Raw genomic sequence first — 17,816 nt, forward strand, 5'->3', positions numbered from 1 at the left:
GGGACGCCTCCGCCGGCGTCAGCGTCGGCTGCGGCCCGCGGCGAGGCCCAGGCCCGCGGCCAGCGCGAGCTCGAGGGCGGCGACCGCCCCGACCACGAGCGGGTCCGAGCCCACCTGGGCGAGCCGGCCCGGCCCTGCGGCGCCGGCCGAGAACCAGGCGAGGAGTCCGAGCAGCAGGCCGCCGACCACGCCGATCCCGCCGGCCGCGGCGGCACCCCAGCGCAGCAGCGACCGTCCGTCGAGCGCCTCGATCACGCTGCGGCGCAGCCGCCATCCCGCGGCGAACCCGGCGAGCAACGGCACGAGCAGTCCGAGGAACCCGAAGGCCGAGTCGCCCGAGGGCAGTGCGGCGAGGACCGGGATCGACGGGATCGGTCCGAGCAGCGTCCCGGCAGCGCTCACGGAGGAACCGGTGCCGAGGGCGAAGCCCGGCCCGATCAGCCAGCTCGCCGCCCAGATCACCAGGTTCGGGAGGAACGCCAGCTGCCCGAGGGTGAGGGCCAGCCCGCCGAGAGCCTCGGCGCCGAGGCTCTCGTAGAGCGCGACGACCGAGGTGTAGTGCACGACCAGCAGCACGGCGACGAGCACCGCCGCGACTCCGACCACCGCCGCCGAGGCGAGCGCTCCCCCGCGCAGTGACGCGAAGACGAGACCGGGCCCCGGCGCGGGGACGCGGTCGAGCGCGGAGGCGGCCAGCTCGCCGAGGGGGTCGGCCTCGTCGCTGCGGGCGGAGTGGAGCGCTGCTCCGACGAGGACGCCCAGCGCGAAGACGAGCGGCGGCAGCAGCGTCCCCTGCAGCGGGTCGACGGTGGCGGCCGGATCCGCCGATCCGAGGGAGACCAGGAGCGCGATCGCCAGGTAGGTCGCGATGGCGACGAGGACGCCGATGGCCCGGAACGGCGACTCCTGGGCGCGGCGGCCGGTGCGCGCACCGAGCAGCACAGTGAGGAGCGCGAAAGCGAGCGGGGCGATCGTCACCGGGAAGGCGTCCGCGCCGCCGGGCAGCGCCACGGCGAGGGCGGAGTCGGGAGCCAGGGCGGCGTGCAGGTCGGCGCCGTGGCCGAGCAGCCAGGCGTCGGCGGCGACCCGCCAGAACACGCCGAAGTCGACCGTCGTGTCGTACTGCACGGCCCAGAGGACGGTCAGCGGGACGAGCGGGATCGCGATGCCGATCAGCGCCGACAGCGCGGCGTCGAAGGCGGCGAGGAGGGCGACGGTGATCCGGTTCATGGGCCTGACGAGCCTAGCGGCGGCGCGCTCGGAGGCGGGTCAGGGGCGCGCCGCCCGGCCCTCTAGTGTCGGAGCCATGACGGGGATCTCGGACGCACGGACGGAGCGCGGCCTGGACCGCCTCGTCAACTTCTCCGACGCCGTCGTCGCCATCGCCATCACGTTCCTCGTCCTCCCCCTGGTCGACGTGGTGGAGGAGGGCCGCGCGGCGGATCTGGGCTCCCTGCTCACCGGGCACTACGGCACCCTCTCCGCCTTCTTCATCACGTTCGCCGTGATCGGGCGGCTCTGGACGGTCCACCACTCCGTCTTCGAGGGCGTGGCCCGCTACTCCCCCGCGCTCGTCGTCGCGAACTTCGTCTGGCTGGCCGCGGTCGTCCTGCTCCCCTTCTCGGCGAACCTGATCTCGAACGTGCTCGACACCGACGGCAGCGTCATCGCGCTCTACATCGGCACGATGATCGCGGCGAGCGCGGCGACTTCCGCGATGCAGCTCATCGTGCGCCGCGACCCGGAGCTCCTGGCCCCGGGGGCGGAGCCGCGGCGCTCCCTCTCGAGGTCGCTGATCGTGATCGGCGTCCTCCTCGCGGCCCTCGTGCTCGCCGTGGCGGTGCCCGCCGTCAACATGTTCGCGCTCCTGCTGCTCCTGCTCTCGGGCCCGATCGAGCGCCTGGTCCACCGCGGGCGCCCCGGGGGCCGAACAGCCCTCCGCCGGACGGAGCGGGGGCTCGACCGGCTCGTCAACTTCTCGGACGCGACCGCCGCCATCGCCATCACCGTCCTCGTCCTCCCGCTGGTGCAGCTGGCTCCCGAGGTCGCCCGGGAGGGCGGCGGAGTCCCGGCGCTGCTCGCGGAGCACCTCGACTCGGTCCTCGCCTTCGCGCTCTCGTTCGCGATCATCGCCGTCTTCTGGATCCCCCACCACCGCGTCTTCGAGGTCGCCGGGGACTACGACAGCGCTCTCGTGTGGCTGAACCTGCTCTGGCTGGCCGCGCTGGCGTTCTTCCCATTCTCGACGAGCGCGCTGGCGCTCTTCCCGGACTCCCGGGCGACGATCGGGCTCTACATCGGCACGATGGCGGCGATGAGCGGAGCGCTGGTCCTGATCGAGCTGCGCCTCTCCCGGCACCCGGAGCTGAGACGGCCCGGCGCGGGACCACTGCCGCTCGCGCCCGCCCTGCTGCCCTTCGCGCTGCTCCTCGTCGCACTGGCGCTGGCGCTGCTGATCCCGTCGGTCGGGCTCTGGTGGCTGCTCCTGCTCCTGCTGCAGCGCCCCGCCAGGGCGCTGCTCGCGCGGCGCTGATCCGGCTCAGACCCCGGGCGTCCAGCCCAGCTGCGGGGCGATGAGCTCGGCGACGGCGCGCAGGATGCGCCGGTGCGACTCCACTCCGCCGACCGCCGGGAGCGTCACCGTGAGCGCGTCCGCCTCGGCGAGCGCCGGATCAGCGGCGAGCGACGCGACGATCCGCTCCGGGCTCCCGATGTGGAGGGAGCTGAAGCGCATCGGGGCGGCGATGATCGACCGGTCGGCCGTGCGGGGGCGGCCCTCGTCGTCCATCCGCGCGAGGTAGCCCTCGATGAAGGGACGGTGCGCCTCCTCGTCGGCGGCGTCGAGCAGCGGCAGCACGATGCGGCCCGCCGTCACCCTCGACGTGCGCCCCGGGTGCGCGGCGGCGAAGGCCTCGCGGTAGGCGCGGATCTGCACGGCCTGCTGCTCGGCGAACGGCAGGCCCGTCTCCTCCGTGTTGAGCGTGGACACCTGCAGGTGCATGCCCTGCTCGCCCGCCCGGACCGCGGAGGACACCGATCCCGCCCCGTACCAGAGCCGGTCGGCCAGGCCGGGAGCGTGCGGCTGCTGGACGAGCGGAGAGCCGACCGGGACCGACATCAGCGCCGACTCCGCGACGCCGAGCACGGCGCCCGAGAGCGCCTCGCGGAGCCGCGCGATGCGCTCCTGCGCCTCCTCGCGGAAGTCGCGCTCGGCCTGCCCGAAGACCCCGTCGAAGACCGAGGCGAGGTGCGCGAAGCCGCTGCTGACGCCGAGGTCGAGGCGTCCGCCCGAGAGCAGGTCCACGGTCGCGGCGTCCTCCGCGAGGCGCACGGGCGACTCGTAGCGGGCACCGATGACCGCGGTCCCGAGGCGGAGGCGGCGGGTCCGCTGGGAGGCGGCCGCGAAGAAGGTCATCGGAGACGCGAGGTAGCGCTCGAAATGGCGCACGCGGACCCAGCCGGTGCCGTAGCCGAGCTCCTCGGCGAGCTCGAGCAGGGCGAGCCCGTCCTCGAGGCTCCGCGCGGCGTCGCCGGGCTGCTCGGGGCCCTCCGGGTACGGGACGAAGGTCAGCAGGTCGAGTCCGAGGCGGCGGGTCACGCTGCGACGCTACTCCGGGAGGACCCGCACCGACGACGGAACGGACGGTGCCGCCCGCCGGAGCAGGGGCACCGTCCGTTCCGACGGTGGTGCGGGGAGGCCGCGCGCTAGAGCGCCGCGTAGACCTCGCGGAGCAGGGCGGCCGTCTCGGACGGCGTCTTGCCGACCTTCACGCCCGCGGCCTCGAGGGCTTCCTTCTTCGCCTGCGCGGTCCCGGCGGAACCGGAGACGATGGCGCCGGCGTGGCCCATCGTCTTGCCCTCGGGGGCGGTGAAGCCCGCGACGTAGCCGACGACGGGCTTCGTGACGTTCGCCTTGATGAAGTCCGCGGCGCGCTCCTCGGCGTCGCCGCCGATCTCGCCGATCATCACGATCGCCTTCGTCTCGGGGTCGGCCTCGAACGCGGCGAGCGCGTCGATGTGCGTGGTGCCGATGATCGGGTCGCCTCCGATGCCGATGGCGGTCGAGAAGCCGAGATCGCGCAGCTCGTACATCATCTGGTAGGTCAGGGTGCCCGACTTCGAGACGAGGCCGATGGGACCCTTGCCGGTGATCGTCGCGGGGGTGATGCCCACGAGCGACTCGCCCGGCGTGATGATGCCGGGGCAGTTCGGGCCGATGATCCGGGTCTTGTTCCCCTTCTCCTGCGCGTACGCCCAGAACTCCGCGGAGTCCTGCACCGGGATGCCCTCGGTGATGACGACGAGGAGGCCGATCTCGGCGTCGATCGCCTCGATCACGGCGTCCTTCGAGAAGGCGGGCGGCACGAACGCGATGGAGACGTCGGCGCCGGTGGCCTCCATCGCCTCCTTCACGGTGCCGAAGACGGGGAGCTCGACGTCGCCGTGGGTGACGGTCGTGCCGGCCTTGCGGGCGTTGACGCCGCCGACGACGTTCGTGCCGGCCTTGAGCATCAGCGCGGTGTGCTTGGTGCCCTCGCCGCCGGTGATGCCCTGGACGATGACCTTGGAGTCCTTGGTGAGGAAGATCGACATGCTTGTTCTCTGATTCCTTGAGTCGTCGGGTCCGTTACGCGGCGGCGAGTTCGGCGGCCTTGTCGGCGCCCTCGTCCATGGTCGCGGCGAGCGTGATGAGCGGGTTGGCGGCGGCCTGCAGGATCGCGCGGCCCTCCTCGACCTTGTTGCCGTCGAGGCGGACGACGAGCGGCTTGGTGGCCGAGTCGCCGAGGATCTCGAGCGCCTGGAGAATGCCGTTGGCGACCGCGTCGCACGCGGTGATGCCGCCGAAGACGTTGACGAAGACGCTCTTGACCTGCTCGTCGCCGAGGATCACGTCGAGGCCGTTCGCCATCACCTGGGCGGAGGCTCCGCCGCCGATGTCGAGGAAGTTGGCCGGCTTCACGCCGTTGTGCCTCTCTCCGGCGTAGGCGACGACGTCGAGGGTCGACATGACCAGGCCCGCGCCGTTGCCGATGATGCCGACCTCGCCGTCGAGCTTCACGTAGTTGAGGTCGTTCTCCTTGGCCTTCGCCTCGAGGGGGTCGGCAGCGTCCTTGTCCTCGAGCGCCGCGTGGTCCGCGTGGCGGAAGCCGGCGTTCTCGTCGAGCGAGACCTTGCCGTCGAGTGCGACGATGTCGCCCTCCTCGGTGAGCACGAGCGGGTTCACCTCGACGAGCGTGGCGTCCTCGCCGGTGTAGACGTCGTACAGCTTCACCAGGACGGGAGCGACCTTCGCGATCAGCTCCTCCGGGAACTTGGCGGCGCGGGCGATCTCCTCGGCCTTGGCCTGGTCGATGCCCTGACCGGGGACGACCTCGACGCGCGCGAGGGCGTCGGGGCGCTCGACGGCGAGCTGCTCGATCTCCATGCCGCCCTCGTACGAGGTGAGCGAGAGGTAGGAGCGGTTGGCCCGGTCCAGCAGCACCGAGAAGTAGAACTCGCGGTCGATGCGCGCACCGCCGGCGACCATGACGCGCTTGACGACGTGGCCCTTGATGTCGAGGCCGAGGATCGACTGCGCCGCGGCGAACGCGTCCTCGGGGGTCTTCGCGACCTTCACGCCGCCCGCCTTGCCGCGGCCGCCGATCTTGACCTGCGCCTTGACGACGGTGACGCCGCCGAGCTTCTCCGCCGCGGCACGCACCTCCTCCGGCGTGTCGGCGACGATGCCCGGGAGCACGGGGACGCCGTACTTCTCGAACAGATCACGGGCCTGGTATTCGAAGAGATCCACGCTGCATTCCCATTCCGCGCCGAGCGCGCTTGCGTTTCGAGTTCGAGGTGGCCCGGACGACGCCGGAGTCTCGGCACTGTCCCTGGGCCGCGCCGAGTCTACTCCGCACCCGCCGGGGGCTTCCCGTGCGCTCGCTCCGCGCCCGCCGGACGCCCGCCGGGGGCACCGGTCCCTCCTCCGCCCGCCGCTCCCGCGTAGCGTGGAGCCATGTCGTCGGCCTCCCACACCCCGGACGTCTTCCGCGAGGGCGTGTTCCTGCTGGCGGGGGCGCGCGCGATCCTCCTCCAGATCGCGCACCCGGCGGTGGGGCAGGGCGTCGCCGACCACTCCGACTTCGTGCACCGGGCCGTGAACCGCCTGCACGGGACGCTCTCCTACCTCTACGTCCTGCACTACGGCACACCGGAGGACGTGCGCGCCGTCCGCCGCCGGGTGAACAGGGCGCACGTGCCCGTCCGCGGCCCCGGATACACGGCCTTCGACCCGGAGCTGCAGCGCTGGGTCGCGGCGACGCTCACCCAGTCGATGCTGCAGCTCTACGAGGGCGCCTTCGGCGCGCTGAGCGAGGAGGAGGCGGACGACATCGTGCGCCGCTCCGTCGTCGTCGGCGCGGCCCTGCAGATGCCCGCAGACCTCTGGCCCGACTCGCGCACCGCGTTCGACGCCTACTGGGAGAGGGAGCTGGAGCGCCTCGAGGTCACGCCCGCCGCCCGCCGCGTCGCCCACGACCTGCTCGGCCCGAGCATCGCCGCCTGGTACCTGCGCCCGCTCGGTCCCTACCTCCGCCTGATGACCGCCGGCCTGCTCCCCGCGGTGCTCCGCGAGCCGTTCGGCTTCCGCTGGACCGCGCGGCAGGAGGCGCGGTTCGAGCGGGCGCTCTCGCGCACCTTCGCCGTCTACCGCCTGCTGCCCGCGATCGTGCGGACGGCCCCCAGCCGCTACTACCTCGCCCGGGTGCGCCGCGACGCTCAGAAGCCGGCCACGACCTCCCAGCCCGCATAGGCGGCGAGCTCCAGCCCGAGCGCCTGCGCGGCCGCGCGCGCCTCGTCTGTTCCACGCTCGTCGCGCACGTCGACGGTGACCGGCACGCTGTCGCCGAACCCCGCGATCTCGACCCGCGCGCTCGTCGGACCGCTGTAGAGCGGCACGTGCGCGTCCGCGGTCCGGGCGCCGACCACGTGCGATCCGGTCGCCTCCGCGATCACCGCGAGGGCGAACGGAGCCGTCACCACCGCGTCCGTGTAGAGCGTCGCCTCGCCGCGCATCGCGCCTCCCGTCGTCAGACCCGCGGAACCGGGCCGCAGCAGTCCGACTGTAGGCAGCCGCGCGCGCCTCCCGCACCCCCTTCCGCTCGGCGCCGGGATGCGCACTCCCCGCCCGTCCGCGCTGAACATCCGGTGCGGATCGCTCGACGCGGCCCCCCGGCGGATCTACGGTGAAGCACCCGGCATCCGCCGCGGCGGTCAACGACGACTGGAGCCTTGATGAGCATCACCGAACCCCGCACGGCCGAGGCCCCCGCCGCTCCCCCGCCCGCCGCCGGCTTCGGCACCCTCTCCGTCGCGGCCATCCTGGCGGAGGCGGCGCGGCGCACTCCCGACACGATCGCGATCCGCGTCGGCGAGCAGGCCGTCGACTACGCGACCCTCTGGCGGCAGACCCGGGCCTACGCCGGAGCCCTGCGCGCCCAGGGCATCGGCCCGGGCGACCGCGTCGCCCTGCTCGTCCCTAACGTCCCCGACTTCCCCCGCGGCTACTTCGCGGTCCTCGCGCTCGGGGCCGTGGTGGTCCCGGTGCACGCCCTGCTCAAGCACGACGAGATCGCCTACGTCCTGCGCGACTCCGGAGCCGTCGCGCTCGTGTGCGCCGCTCCGCTGCTCGCCGAGGGGGCCGCCGGAGCGGACCTCGCCGGCGTCCCCGTGCTGAGCGTGATGGTGCCCGACGGGACGGACTCGCCCCTTCCGCGCCTGGAGGACCTCGCCGCGGAGGCGGCCCCGATCGACGGCTACGTGCCCCGCTCCCCCTCCGACACGGCGACGATCCTCTACACCAGCGGCACCACCGGCCGCCCGAAGGGGGCGGAGGGGACGCACTTCGCGATCGTCTCGCAGTCGGACGTGCTGCTGATGAACACGTTCGACCTGCACCGCGGCGACGTGGTGCTCGGGGCGCTGCCGCTCTTCCACACCTTCGGGCAGGTCTGCGCGATGAACACGGCCTTCCGCACCGCCGCGACTGTCGTCCTGGTGCCGAAGTTCGACGGCGACGCCGCGCTCGAGGCGATGATCGCCCACGGCTGCACGGTCTTCGAGGGCGTGCCCACGATGTACGTCGCCCTGCTCGACGCCGCGACCCGGCGCGAGGACCGGCCGCCCCTGCGCTACGCGGTCTCGGGAGGCGCCGCCCTGCCCGTCGCCGTGATCGAGCGCTTCCGCGAGGTGTTCGGGGTCGAGATCTACGAGGGCTACGGGCTCACCGAGACCTCCCCGGTCGCCACCTTCAACCACGTCGGAGTCCCGCCACGGCCGGGCACGGTCGGCACGCCGATCTGGGGCGTCGAGGTCGAGGTCGCCCGCCCCGACGTGACCGACCGCGTCGAGCTGCTCCCCCGGGGCGAGCTCGGCGAGATCGTGGTGCGCGGGCACAACCTGATGAAGGGGTACCTCGGCAACCCGGCGGCGACCGCGGAGGCGGTGATCGACGGATGGTTCCGCACCGGCGACCTGGGCACGAAGGACGAGGAGGACTACATCCGCATCCTCGACCGCACCAAGGACATGATCATCCGCAACGGCTACAACGTGTACCCGCGCGAGGTCGAGGAGGTGCTGATCGGGCACCCGGCCGTGCAGAACGCGGCGGTCTTCGGGATCCCGGACGAGCGCCACGGCCAGGAGGTGATGGCCGCGGTGATCCTCGCCCCGTCGGCGACCGCCACAGCGGAGGAGCTGATCGCCTACGCGAACGAGCACCTCGCCGCCTTCAAGTTCCCCCGCCGCGTCGAGTTCGTCGACGCCCTCCCTCTCGGACCCAGCGGCAAGATCCTCAAGCGGGAGCTCGTCGCGCGCTACGCCGGCTGACCCCTTCCGCGAGATGCCACTTGGGTACGCCCGGTGCGGCGTGTCGCGTACTGAAGTGGCATCTCGCGAAGGGCGGCCGGAGTTCGGAGGGCGGAGACGGCGTCGTTCCCCGATCGGGGGTATAGGACATCACGTCCCGTGCGGCGAGGCTGAGGCACCCGACACCGACCCGAGAAAGATCCTCGTGCCCCGACGCTTCCCCTTCCCGCTGCCCTCCGCCCGCCGCCGCACAGACCGGAGGCCTCTCCGTCTCGGCTCGCTCCGCCTGACCCGGCTCCGACTCACTCCGCTCCAGTGGATCGGCGCGGGCGCGACCGCGTTCCTCGCTCTGGTCGGCCTGCTCTCCGGAGGGATCTGGTCGGCAGCGGCCCTCGTCGCTCTCGTCGCTCTCCTCACCGGCGTCTACGCGGCGGTCCTCGGTCGTCCGACCTGGCTCGGGCTGTCCCCGGGGCGGCGCACCGGAGGGGTCGTCGCGGCGGGCGCTCTCGCCGCCCTGCTCGTCTCGACGAGCGCGTACGGCGCCACCGCTCCCGCGCCGCTCGCGGAGCTGCCCGTGGCGGCGACCACGGCGAGCGCTGCGCCCGCTCCGGAGCGGACCGCCGCTCCGGAACGCACGGCCGCTCCCACCCCGACTCCCACTCCGACCGTCGTGATCACGACGAGGACGGTCACCGAGACCGCCGCGGTCCCTCGAGGAAGCAGGAGCGAGGACGACCCGGCCGCCGATCTCGGCGTCGTGAGCGTCGTCCCGGGTGCGGACGGCGTCCTCACCCGCACGGTGGAGGTCGTCGAGCACGACGGCGTCGAGGTGTCGCGGTCGACGGTGTCCGAGTCGGTGACGACCGCTCCGATCGACGACGTCACCCGCACCGGTGTCCGCGTTCCGCCGCCTGCTCCGGCTCCGGAGCCGGAGATCGAGGAGGCTTCGGGATGCGACCCGAACTACACGGGCCCCTGCGTGCCGATCGACTCCGATGTCGACTGCGCCGGCGGATCCGGCAACGGCCCCTCGTACGTCTCCGGTCCCGTGACCGTGGTCGGCAGTGACGTGTACGACCTCGACCGCGACGGCGACGGCATCGCCTGCGACTGACCCGAGCCGCTCCCCCCTCGCGAGATGCCACTTGTGACGGCGACACGCCGTTCTGCGGCAGCACAGGTGGCATCTCGCGGCACGGTCAGGTGAGGAGGGACCACACGACGGAGGCGAGCAGCGTGCCGACGGCGGCGCCCGCGAGGACCTGGGCGGGGGTGTGCGCGCCGAGGCGCACCCTCGACCAGAGCACCCAGAGGACGATCGGCACGCTGATCAGCAGGGAGAGCGGTCCGTAGGCGATCAGCACGACGACGGCGCAGGTGGCGACCACCGCCGCGTGCCCGGACAGCTTCCAGACCAGGTTGACCGCGCCGACAGCGAGCACCACGGCCACCGTCACCACGCCGAACGTGGTCACCGCGGCGGGAGCGCCGAGCAGGGCGAGCAGCACCAGTCCGGCCGTGATCGACACCAGCGCCAGCGCGATCGGCAGCGCGCGCTCGCGCCGGTCGGGCACGTGGTGGTCGCCGTGGATCCGGCCGGTGCGCATCAGCAGCCGGATGACCAGGTAGGGCACCACGCCGACGAAGAGCGCCGCGAGCGCTCCCCAGGCGACGCCGAGCAGGGGCGGATCCGTGACGCGCGCGCCGACCACGACCGGCACGAGCACCGCGAGGACCGCCGGGGAGAACACCTCCGTCGCGAGCCGCGCGGCCGCCGATCCGGCCGCCACCGGGCTAGATCTTCTCGATCGGCGCGACCTTGATCAGCAGCTTCTTAGCGCCCACCTGGTCGAAGAGCACGTGCGCCACGCGCTTCGAGCCCTCGCCCGTCACCGCGTTCACGCGCCCCTCTCCGAAGTCGGTGTGCCGGATGCGGTCGCCCGCGATCAGCTCGAGGTCGCCGTTGTCGCGCACCATGCCGGTGATCCGGTTCGGGAACTCGCCCTTGGCCTTCGGCGCCGCGGCGAGCGCCTCCCGGAACTCGGTGTTCGAGCGCGACCGGCCGAAGCCGGGCCGCTGCGCGTTCAGAGCCCGGGGCTGGGTGCCGCCGCGCGAGGTCGCCGCGCCCGGCGACTGGCGCCACTGGATCAGCTCGCCCGGGATCTCCTGCAGGAACCGGCTCGGCATCGCGACCGACGTCTCGCCGTACTGCGCCCGGGTCATCGCCAGCGAGAGGTAGAGGCGCTTGCGGGCCCGGGTGATCCCCACGTAGAACAGTCGCCGCTCCTCGGCCGGACCGCCGGGCTCGTTCGCCGAGATGCGGTGCGGGAGCAGGTCCTCCTCGATGCCGGTGAGGAACACGGCGTCGTACTCGAGGCCCTTCGCCGTGTGCAGCGTCATCAGCGAGACGGTGCCGGAGTCGTCGTCGAGGTCGTCGGCCGCGGCGACCAGCGAGACCTCGGTCAGGAAGTCGACGAGCCCGCCGTCCGGGTTGTTGCGCGCGAACTCCTTGGTGACGGCGATGAGCTCGTCGACGTTCTCGGCGCGGGCCTCGTCCTGCGGGTCGCGGCTGGCGCGGAGCATGTCGAGGTAGCCGCTGCGGGTGAGGAGCGCCGTCAGCACCTCGTGCACCTTCGCCTCGCCGCCCTCGCGGGCGGGGTCGAGCATCAGCGCGCACTCGTCGAGGAGCGTCGCGAGGTCGACGATCGCCTTCGTCACCTTCGGGCCCATCCCGAGCGAGCCGGCGTTGCGCATCGCCTCGCGCAGGGTCACCGCGTTGGTGTCGGCGAACGACTGCAGCTGCGCCTCCGTCGCGGGGCCGATGCCCCGCTTCGGCGTGTTCATGATGCGCCGCAGCGCCAGCACGTCGGCCGGGTTGGCCACAGTGATCAAGTACGCCAGGGCGTCCTTGATCTCGGCGCGCTCGTAGAACTTCGTGCCGCCCAGGATCCGGTAGGGCAGCGCGGAGCGGATGAAGATCTCCTCCAGCGCCCGGGTCTGGGCGTTGGTGCGGTAGAAGACCGCGATCTCGTCGTAGCCGGTGCCCGCCGCATGCAGACGGGCGATCTCGTCGACCACGAACTGCGCCTCGTCGTGGCCCGAGTACCCGGTGTAGCCGACGATCTTCTCCCCGTCGCCGCTGGAGGACCAGAGGTTCTTCGCCCGACGGTCGAAGTTGTTCGAGATGACGGCGTTGGCCGCCGAGAGGATGTTCTGCGTCGAGCGGTAGTTCTGCTCGAGCAGGATCACCCGGCAGCCCGGGAAGTCGCGCTCGAACTCGACGATGTTGCGGATGTCGGCCCCGCGGAACGCGTAGATCGACTGGTCGGAGTCGCCGACGACGGTGAGCGAGGCCCCCGGGATCGAGCCGTCGGCCGTGACCGGTCCGCGGTAGGGGCGGTCGAACTGCGCCGCCGCCATCGTCGCCGGCGGCACGGGCCGCGTCAGCTCGTGGATCAGCGAGTACTGGGCGTGGTTCGTGTCCTGGTACTCGTCGACCAGCACGTGGCGGAAGCGCCGCTGGTACTTCGCGGCGACGTGCGGGAAGGCGCGGAAGAGGTAGACCGTCTGCGCGATCAGGTCGTCGAAGTCGAACGCGTTCGCCCCCTCTAGCGCCCGCGAGTAGGCCCGGAAGACCTGGAGGAACATCTCCTCGTTCGGGTCGCTGAGGTTCGCGGTGCGGGCGTAGGAGTCGACGTCTGCGAGCTCGTTCTTGAGCTTGGAGATCTTCGCGGAGGCGCTCGCGACGGTGATCCCGAGCGAGTCGGCCTCGAGGTCCTTCACGATGCGCTTGAGCAGCGCGCGCTGATCGCCCGAGTCGTAGATCGTGAACGACTTGGTCATGCCGAAGTTCTCGGCCTCGCGGCGCAGGATCCGCACGCACGCGGAGTGGAAGGTCGAGATCCACATCCCCTCGGCGCTCTGCCCCACCAGCTTCTCGACGCGCTCGCGCATCTCGGCCGCGGCCTTGTTGGTGAACGTGATCGCGAGGATCTGGCTGGGCCACGCCTCGCCGTTGCCCAGGAGGCTCGCGATGCGCCGGGTGAGGACGCTGGTCTTGCCCGAGCCCGCCCCCGCGACGATGAGCAGCGCGTCTCCGCGGTACTCGACCGCCTCGCGCTGCTGGGGGTTCAGCCCCGCGACGAGTTGCTCGTGCGCCGGGTCGGTGCGGGGCGCGTCCCCGGGGCCGCCGGGGTGACCGACGATGACCGGGGTGGCGCGGGAGTCGCTCGGATCGAAGAGGAGGCTCATGTCCCTCCGAGTGTAGATCGCCCCTCCGACACCGGGAGCGGTCAGGCGGTCCGCTGACGCGGCGCGGGCGAGGTGAGCGCCCCGCCGACGTCCAGTCCGCGCCACGCGAGGGAGAAGCCGAGCACGGCGAGCGCCGACGTCGACACCGCCAGGAGCTGCAGGAGGGCGAAGGCGGTGAGGTCCTTCGTGTCGTCGGGGTAGTACTGGATGCCCTGGACGGCGAGCGCCGCGAGCAGCACCACCACGATCACCGAGCACACCAGGAGCAGCCGGTTCACGCCGCGCCGTGCGGGCCTCTTCGGCGCCCGGCCCACCTGGGCCCTGGTGGTCAGCCACGCGCAGGCGGCGGAGGCGGAGGCCAGCGCGACGAGGTCGGCCCCCAGGACGTCGCTCGCCCGGTGCCAGGACGCGGCCATCGTCAGGTTGCCGACCAGCACCACGACCGCGCCGCCCAGTGCGAGCACGACGGTCCGCGCCCGCCCGGGCACGACCATCGCCAGGGCGAAGACGACCGAGACGGCCGCCGCGGTGTGCCCGCTCGGGAAGCTGCCGCCGGTGTACCAGGAGTCGGTGTCGACCAGCTCGGGCCGCTCGAGGACCACGTTCTTGAGCAGCTGGGTGAGCCCGGCCGTGACGACGATCGAGCCGACGGAGGCGACGGCCAGCGCCGGGCGCCTCCGGATCAGCGCGATCACCGCGACGAGCAGGGCGCCGACGACCATGGAGAGCGGGGTGACGTCCGCGAGCGCCCCCGCTGCGGCGCCGGTCGCCCGGCCGAAGACGAGGTCGGCGCCGCGCAGCCCGGAGTTCTCGACGCCCTGTCCCTGAGCGGTGAGCACGGCGAGCCAGTACACGGCGGCGACGCCGATCACGGCGAGGACGGCGGTGGTGATCCAGCGGCGGGTGATGCGCTCTCGGGTGGACACGGGGCCTCCTCTCGAGGGTCGGGCGGGCGGTGGTGAGCCGATGATGCCAGCGCAGCCTCCGCGTCCGCTCGGCACGCGCCGGAGGAGCGCCCGATCAGGATCCCGGTTCAGCCGCGGAGCAGGCGCTCCTGCTCGGCCGCCCGCGCCTCGATCGCCAGATCGGGCTGGTCGGCGAAGACGCCGTCGACTCCCGAGCGGAGGATCATCGCGAACTCCTCCTGCCAGCCGCCGTACTCCGCCGGGTCCTTCCCGCGGCGGTGCACCTTCTCGAGGAAGCGGTTCTCGGCGCGCAGCGTCCAGCAGTAGACCTCGAGCCCGGCCGCGTGGGCGTCCTCGACGAGCGGACCGGTCCCCGTCGCCCGGCCGGCCGCGTCCCGGGAGAAGAGCATGCTCTTGTCGACGCTGATCCCGTCGACGACTCCGGCGAGGTTCCGCAGTCCCGCCGGCGTGGTGAAGGCGGAGTAGGGGGCCGCGTCGGCGCCGTGGGCCGCCACGAGGTCGGGCGGGGCGCCGCGCGACTCGAGCAGGTAGATCCGTCGGGTGCCGACTCCGCTCACTGCGAGCCGCTCCAGGACGGTCTTCTCGAAGCTCTCGATCGTGAGCCGCGGATCGCGCGGACCCCAGCCCGCGGCGGCGAGCTCCTCGCGCAGCAGCACGTCCAGCGGCAGCCCGATCCCGGCGAAGTAGGTCGCATGCTTGATCTCCGCGACGAGCCCCGGCGGAGCGAGCGGATCGTCCTCCTGAGCCCGGTCCAGCAGCGCCAGCAGCTCGCTGAAGCGCAGCAGCGGGAACTGCCCGTCGAACGTTCCGCTGGAGCCGCGCACCGCCGGCAGCCGCTCGCGGGCCCGCAGCTCCGACAGCTCGTCCCAGGTGAAGTCCTCGGTGAACCAGCCGGTGATCTCGCGGCCGTCGATCCGCTTCGTGGTGCGCCGCGCGGCGAACTCCGGGCGCTTCTCGACGTCCGTCGTGCCCGAGATCTCGTTCTCGTGGCGCAGGACGAGCACGCCGTCGCGGGTCGCCACCAGATCGGGCTCGAGCGCGTCGGCGCCCAGCGCGATCGCCAGCTCGTAGGCGGAGCGGGTGTGCTCCGGGCGGTAGCCGCTCGCTCCGCGATGGCCGATGACGAGCGGGGACTGGCGCGCGGGCATGCGGCGATCCTACGGGCGGCACTGCGCGGCTCGCAGCGGAGTCGAGGTCCGCTCGAAGAGAACAGCCAGACTCTGAGAGGTGCTCTCAGATAAGGTGGTGTCCATCGTCGCAGTCCTCTCGGATCCGCGGCGCACCCCGCACCCACAGCGACTCAGATCCGCGAGTTCCCTCGGAGACCAGCGCACCTGAGAGAAGAGGAACCATGGCAAGCAACAATCCGGCCTTCGGGCGCCCGGAGTTCAGCAACCGCGGCTACGCCGGCCGCGTGCAGGACCTCCCGGACGTCTCCCCCGGCACGCTCGACCAGATGTACTCCCGTCCGGCCGCTGGCTCCGTCGAGACCGACCGGATGACCGTCGAGGACACCCTCGCCAAGACCGCCCTCGCCTTCGTCGTGCTCCTCGCGGGTGCGGCCGTCGGCTGGTTTGTCCCGGGCCTGATGCTCCCCGCCGTGCTCGTCGCACTGGTGCTGGGCATCGTCAACGCCTTCAAGAAGCAGCCGTCGCCCGCCCTGATCCTCGGCTACGCCGCGACCCAGGGCATCGCGGTCGGCGCGATCTCGCGCTTCTTCGAGAGCGCCTACGCCGGAGCGGTCGTCCAGGCCCTCATGGCGACCGTCATCGTGATCGGCGTCACCCTGGCGCTGTTCATGAACGGCAAGATCCGCACCTCGCCGAAGCTCAACAAGATCTTCTTCATCGGCATGATCAGCTACGCGGTGTTCTCGCTGGTGAACCTGGGCCTCGGCCTCTTCGGCGTCGGCGGCGGCTTCGGTCTCCGCACCGGCTTCATCGGCATCGTGATCGGCCTCATCGCCGTCGCGCTCGCCACGTACTCGCTCGTGATGGACTTCGAGTTCATCCAGCAGGGCGTGCGCAACCGCCTCCCCCGCATCTACGGCTGGACCGGCGCCTACGGCATCCTGGTCACCGTCGTCTGGATGTACCTGGAGATCCTGCGTCTCGTCGCGATCTTCCGCGAGTAGTACCGCGCACCACGTCCGACGGGCGCTCGACCTCCGGGTCGGGCGCCCTTCGTCGTTCACGGGCCCCACCGCCGTTCCCGGTGCTCTGCCGGGAGCGCCTGGCACGATGGAGCGATGAGCGCCGCAGACTCCCGGATCGTCGGCCTCGACGTCGCGCGCGGCCTTGCCGTCCTGGGCATGTTCGCCGCCCACCTCGCCCCCGTCGAGAGTGAGATGCTCTGGAACGGCCGCAGCTCCGTCCTCTTCGCCGTGCTGGCGGGAGTGTCGATCGGGCTGATAACGGGCGGCGCGGGGCGCTCGTCCCGCCCCTGGCACGACACGGGGTCCATCCTGCTCCGCGGTCTGTACCTGCTCGTCATCGGCGTCGCCCTGACCCTGCTCGGGACGCCGATCGCGGTGATCCTGCCGCACTACGGAGTGATGTTCCTCGTCGCGGCGCTGCTGCTCTTCCTGCCGCGGGCGGTCCTCGCCGTGCTGGTCGCGGTCGCCGCGATCGCCGGACCGCTCGCGGTCGCCGCGCTGACGAGCGCCGGAGGCTCCTGGCTCTCGACCCAGTCGCCCGACGAGGCGCTCCTGGCCGCGCAGCCCCTCACCTGGCTCACCCAGTACTACCCGGTGCCGTCGTGGCTGGCCTACGTGGTCCTCGGCCTCCTGATCGCGCGCTGCGACATCCGGTCTGCGACCACCCAGCGCTGGGTCGTCGTCGGCGGCGCCGTCTCGGCCGTGCTCGGCTACGGCGGCGGGCTGCTGCTCGGGGGTCCGGAGGCGGTGGAGGCGCACGCCAGCACCACCGCCGAGCTGCTCGGGGCGGGCGGGGTCGCCTGCGTCGTCCTCGGCTCGCTGACGGCTCTGCTGCAGCGGCTGCCGCTCCTGGCGCGGGCGGCGACTCCGATCGCGGCCGTCGGTGCGATGCCGTTGACGATCTACTCGCTGCAGCTCGTGGCGCTGGCGGTGTACCTGGTCCCGTACGAGCCGTTCGACTTCGAGGCGTGGCGCAGCTGGGCGCTGCTCGGCGTCTTCGTGGTCGGCTCGATCGTCGCCGCTCTCCTCTGGCGGCGGCTCGTGGGGCAGGGTCCGCTGGAGTGGCTGCTCGCGCGCGCGTCGCTGCGGCCTCGGAGTCCGCGTGCGTAGCTGGGTTAGGGTGGCCGGATGATCACGCGTCGCGAGGCCGCTCAGCGCCTCGACATCCCCCTCGAGATGGCGACGCGGCACGGCATCCCCACCCGCCTGTCGGAGGAGGAGCTCGCCGCTCTGGAGCAGGATCCGCCCGCCTGGCTCGTCCAGTCGCGCGCGAACCGCACGGGCAAGCGCCCCGTGTGGGTGACCCTCGACTGCGCCGTCTGCGGCCGTTCCGAGGCCGCCCGCCCGAAGAAGTGGTGGCCCGAGTTCACATTCCTCGTCTGCGAGGACCATTCCCCCGCCTCCTGGCCGCACCACCCCGAGGGCCACCGCCGGGACGAGTACGACGGCATCGGCACCCGCTTCATCGGCGTCCTCGACACCCCCGCCTGATCCGCGCTCGCGCGCCTGCCGCCCCCGCCTGCGCCCCGGCCCCGGCCGACAAGCCAGCGTTCCCGACCGCCCGTCAGAGGCTCGCCCCTCGGCCGGCACCCCGGTACGGCCCCTCAGGGGCTCGATCCCCGAACCGCCACACC

Annotated in this window: 16 protein-coding genes; 7 read left to right on the forward strand and 9 right to left on the reverse strand. The window is 72.6% G+C overall.

Annotated elements, in window-relative coordinates:
• Positions 1–18: 18 nt before the first annotated feature.
• Entirely contained in the window at positions 19–1,230 is a 1,212-nt protein-coding gene (locus tag GSU45_RS12235; RefSeq protein WP_159915305.1) for a DUF6350 family protein, read from the reverse strand.
• 76 nt (positions 1,231–1,306) lie between these two features.
• Here GSU45_RS12235 and GSU45_RS12240 point away from each other — a divergent pair, with 76 nt between their 5' ends.
• Positions 1,307–2,533, forward strand: a complete 1,227-nt coding sequence (locus GSU45_RS12240; protein ID WP_159915307.1) for a TMEM175 family protein — start codon at positions 1,307–1,309, stop codon at positions 2,531–2,533.
• Between the two features lie 6 nt (positions 2,534–2,539).
• Here GSU45_RS12240 and GSU45_RS12245 read toward each other — a convergent pair whose 3' ends face one another.
• From GSU45_RS12245 to sucC, 3 genes are all read right to left on the reverse strand, one after another.
• Positions 2,540–3,598: an LLM class flavin-dependent oxidoreductase gene (locus GSU45_RS12245; RefSeq protein WP_159915309.1), complete on the reverse strand. Its 1,059-nt coding sequence runs from the start codon at positions 3,596–3,598 to the stop codon at positions 2,540–2,542.
• Positions 3,599–3,705: 107 nt separating this feature from the next.
• Positions 3,706–4,593, reverse strand: a complete 888-nt coding sequence (gene sucD / locus GSU45_RS12250) for a succinate--CoA ligase subunit alpha (RefSeq protein ID WP_104224929.1) — start codon at positions 4,591–4,593, stop codon at positions 3,706–3,708.
• A 34-nt stretch (positions 4,594–4,627) separates the two neighbouring features.
• Positions 4,628–5,791, reverse strand: a complete 1,164-nt coding sequence (gene sucC, locus GSU45_RS12255; protein WP_104224928.1) for an ADP-forming succinate--CoA ligase subunit beta — start codon at positions 5,789–5,791, stop codon at positions 4,628–4,630.
• Positions 5,792–5,998: 207 nt separating this feature from the next.
• On the opposite strand from sucC, the gene GSU45_RS12260 reads away from it, so the two are divergent.
• Entirely contained in the window at positions 5,999–6,793 is a 795-nt protein-coding gene (locus GSU45_RS12260; RefSeq protein WP_159915311.1) for an oxygenase MpaB family protein, read from the forward strand.
• Here the strand turns inward: GSU45_RS12260 and GSU45_RS12265 are convergent.
• On the reverse strand, positions 6,760–7,056 hold the full coding sequence (locus GSU45_RS12265) for a hypothetical protein (protein WP_159915313.1): 297 nt from the start codon (positions 7,054–7,056) through the stop codon (positions 6,760–6,762). The two genes, GSU45_RS12260 and GSU45_RS12265, sit on opposite strands and share 34 nt — an antisense overlap.
• 219 nt (positions 7,057–7,275) lie before the next feature.
• Between GSU45_RS12265 and GSU45_RS12270 the strand changes: the two genes are divergently transcribed.
• Positions 7,276–8,871: a long-chain fatty acid--CoA ligase gene (locus GSU45_RS12270; protein WP_159915315.1), complete on the forward strand. Its 1,596-nt coding sequence runs from the start codon at positions 7,276–7,278 to the stop codon at positions 8,869–8,871.
• A 184-nt stretch (positions 8,872–9,055) separates the two neighbouring features.
• Complete coding sequence (locus GSU45_RS12275) at positions 9,056–9,964, forward strand: G5 domain-containing protein (protein ID WP_159915317.1); 909 nt, start codon at positions 9,056–9,058, stop codon at positions 9,962–9,964.
• A gap of 85 nt (positions 9,965–10,049) precedes the next feature.
• Here GSU45_RS12275 and GSU45_RS12280 read toward each other — a convergent pair whose 3' ends face one another.
• From GSU45_RS12280 to GSU45_RS12295, 4 genes are all read right to left on the reverse strand, one after another.
• On the reverse strand, positions 10,050–10,640 hold the full coding sequence (locus tag GSU45_RS12280) for a phosphatase PAP2 family protein (protein ID WP_159915319.1): 591 nt from the start codon (positions 10,638–10,640) through the stop codon (positions 10,050–10,052).
• Between the two features lie 4 nt (positions 10,641–10,644).
• Positions 10,645–13,101 (reverse strand): UvrD-helicase domain-containing protein, encoded by a 2,457-nt coding sequence (locus GSU45_RS12285; RefSeq protein WP_159915321.1) that lies wholly within the window; start codon positions 13,099–13,101, stop codon positions 10,645–10,647.
• Between the two features lie 41 nt (positions 13,102–13,142).
• Entirely contained in the window at positions 13,143–14,027 is an 885-nt protein-coding gene (locus tag GSU45_RS12290) for a phosphatase PAP2 family protein (RefSeq protein WP_159915323.1), read from the reverse strand.
• Positions 14,028–14,134: 107 nt separating this feature from the next.
• Positions 14,135–15,175: a glycerophosphodiester phosphodiesterase family protein gene (locus tag GSU45_RS12295; protein ID WP_159915325.1), complete on the reverse strand. Its 1,041-nt coding sequence runs from the start codon at positions 15,173–15,175 to the stop codon at positions 14,135–14,137.
• 203 nt (positions 15,176–15,378) lie between these two features.
• On the opposite strand from GSU45_RS12295, the gene GSU45_RS12300 reads away from it, so the two are divergent.
• The 3 genes from GSU45_RS12300 (at position 15,379) to GSU45_RS12310 (ending at position 17,673) form a co-directional block, all read left to right on the forward strand.
• A complete protein-coding gene (locus tag GSU45_RS12300; RefSeq protein WP_159915327.1) occupies positions 15,379–16,161 on the forward strand; it encodes a Bax inhibitor-1/YccA family protein in 783 nt (260 codons plus the stop codon).
• 114 nt (positions 16,162–16,275) lie between these two features.
• Positions 16,276–17,292 (forward strand): DUF418 domain-containing protein, encoded by a 1,017-nt coding sequence (locus GSU45_RS12305; protein ID WP_159915329.1) that lies wholly within the window; start codon positions 16,276–16,278, stop codon positions 17,290–17,292.
• Positions 17,293–17,310: 18 nt separating this feature from the next.
• A complete protein-coding gene (locus tag GSU45_RS12310) occupies positions 17,311–17,673 on the forward strand; it encodes a DUF5997 family protein (RefSeq protein WP_159915331.1) in 363 nt (120 codons plus the stop codon).
• Positions 17,674–17,816 lie beyond the last annotated feature (143 nt).

Origin of the sequence: Rathayibacter sp. VKM Ac-2801 (assembly GCF_009834245.1) — a bacterium.
Lineage (GTDB): Bacteria > Actinomycetota > Actinomycetes > Actinomycetales > Microbacteriaceae > Rathayibacter.

Coding starts and splice junctions, on each gene's coding strand:
- GSU45_RS12235 (WP_159915305.1), bottom strand. CDS start 1,230: ATGAACCGGATCACCGTCGCCCTCCTCGCCGCCTTCGACGCCGCGCTG.
- GSU45_RS12240 (WP_159915307.1), top strand. CDS start 1,307: ATGACGGGGATCTCGGACGCACGGACGGAGCGCGGCCTGGACCGCCTC.
- sucD (WP_104224929.1), bottom strand. CDS start 4,593: ATGTCGATCTTCCTCACCAAGGACTCCAAGGTCATCGTCCAGGGCATC.
- GSU45_RS12260 (WP_159915311.1), top strand. CDS start 5,999: ATGTCGTCGGCCTCCCACACCCCGGACGTCTTCCGCGAGGGCGTGTTC.
- GSU45_RS12265 (WP_159915313.1), bottom strand. CDS start 7,056: ATGCGCGGCGAGGCGACGCTCTACACGGACGCGGTGGTGACGGCTCCG.
- GSU45_RS12270 (WP_159915315.1), top strand. CDS start 7,276: ATGAGCATCACCGAACCCCGCACGGCCGAGGCCCCCGCCGCTCCCCCG.
- GSU45_RS12285 (WP_159915321.1), bottom strand. CDS start 13,101: ATGAGCCTCCTCTTCGATCCGAGCGACTCCCGCGCCACCCCGGTCATC.
- GSU45_RS12295 (WP_159915325.1), bottom strand. CDS start 15,175: ATGCCCGCGCGCCAGTCCCCGCTCGTCATCGGCCATCGCGGAGCGAGC.
- GSU45_RS12300 (WP_159915327.1), top strand. CDS start 15,379: ATGGCAAGCAACAATCCGGCCTTCGGGCGCCCGGAGTTCAGCAACCGC.
- GSU45_RS12305 (WP_159915329.1), top strand. CDS start 16,276: ATGAGCGCCGCAGACTCCCGGATCGTCGGCCTCGACGTCGCGCGCGGC.
- GSU45_RS12310 (WP_159915331.1), top strand. CDS start 17,311: ATGATCACGCGTCGCGAGGCCGCTCAGCGCCTCGACATCCCCCTCGAG.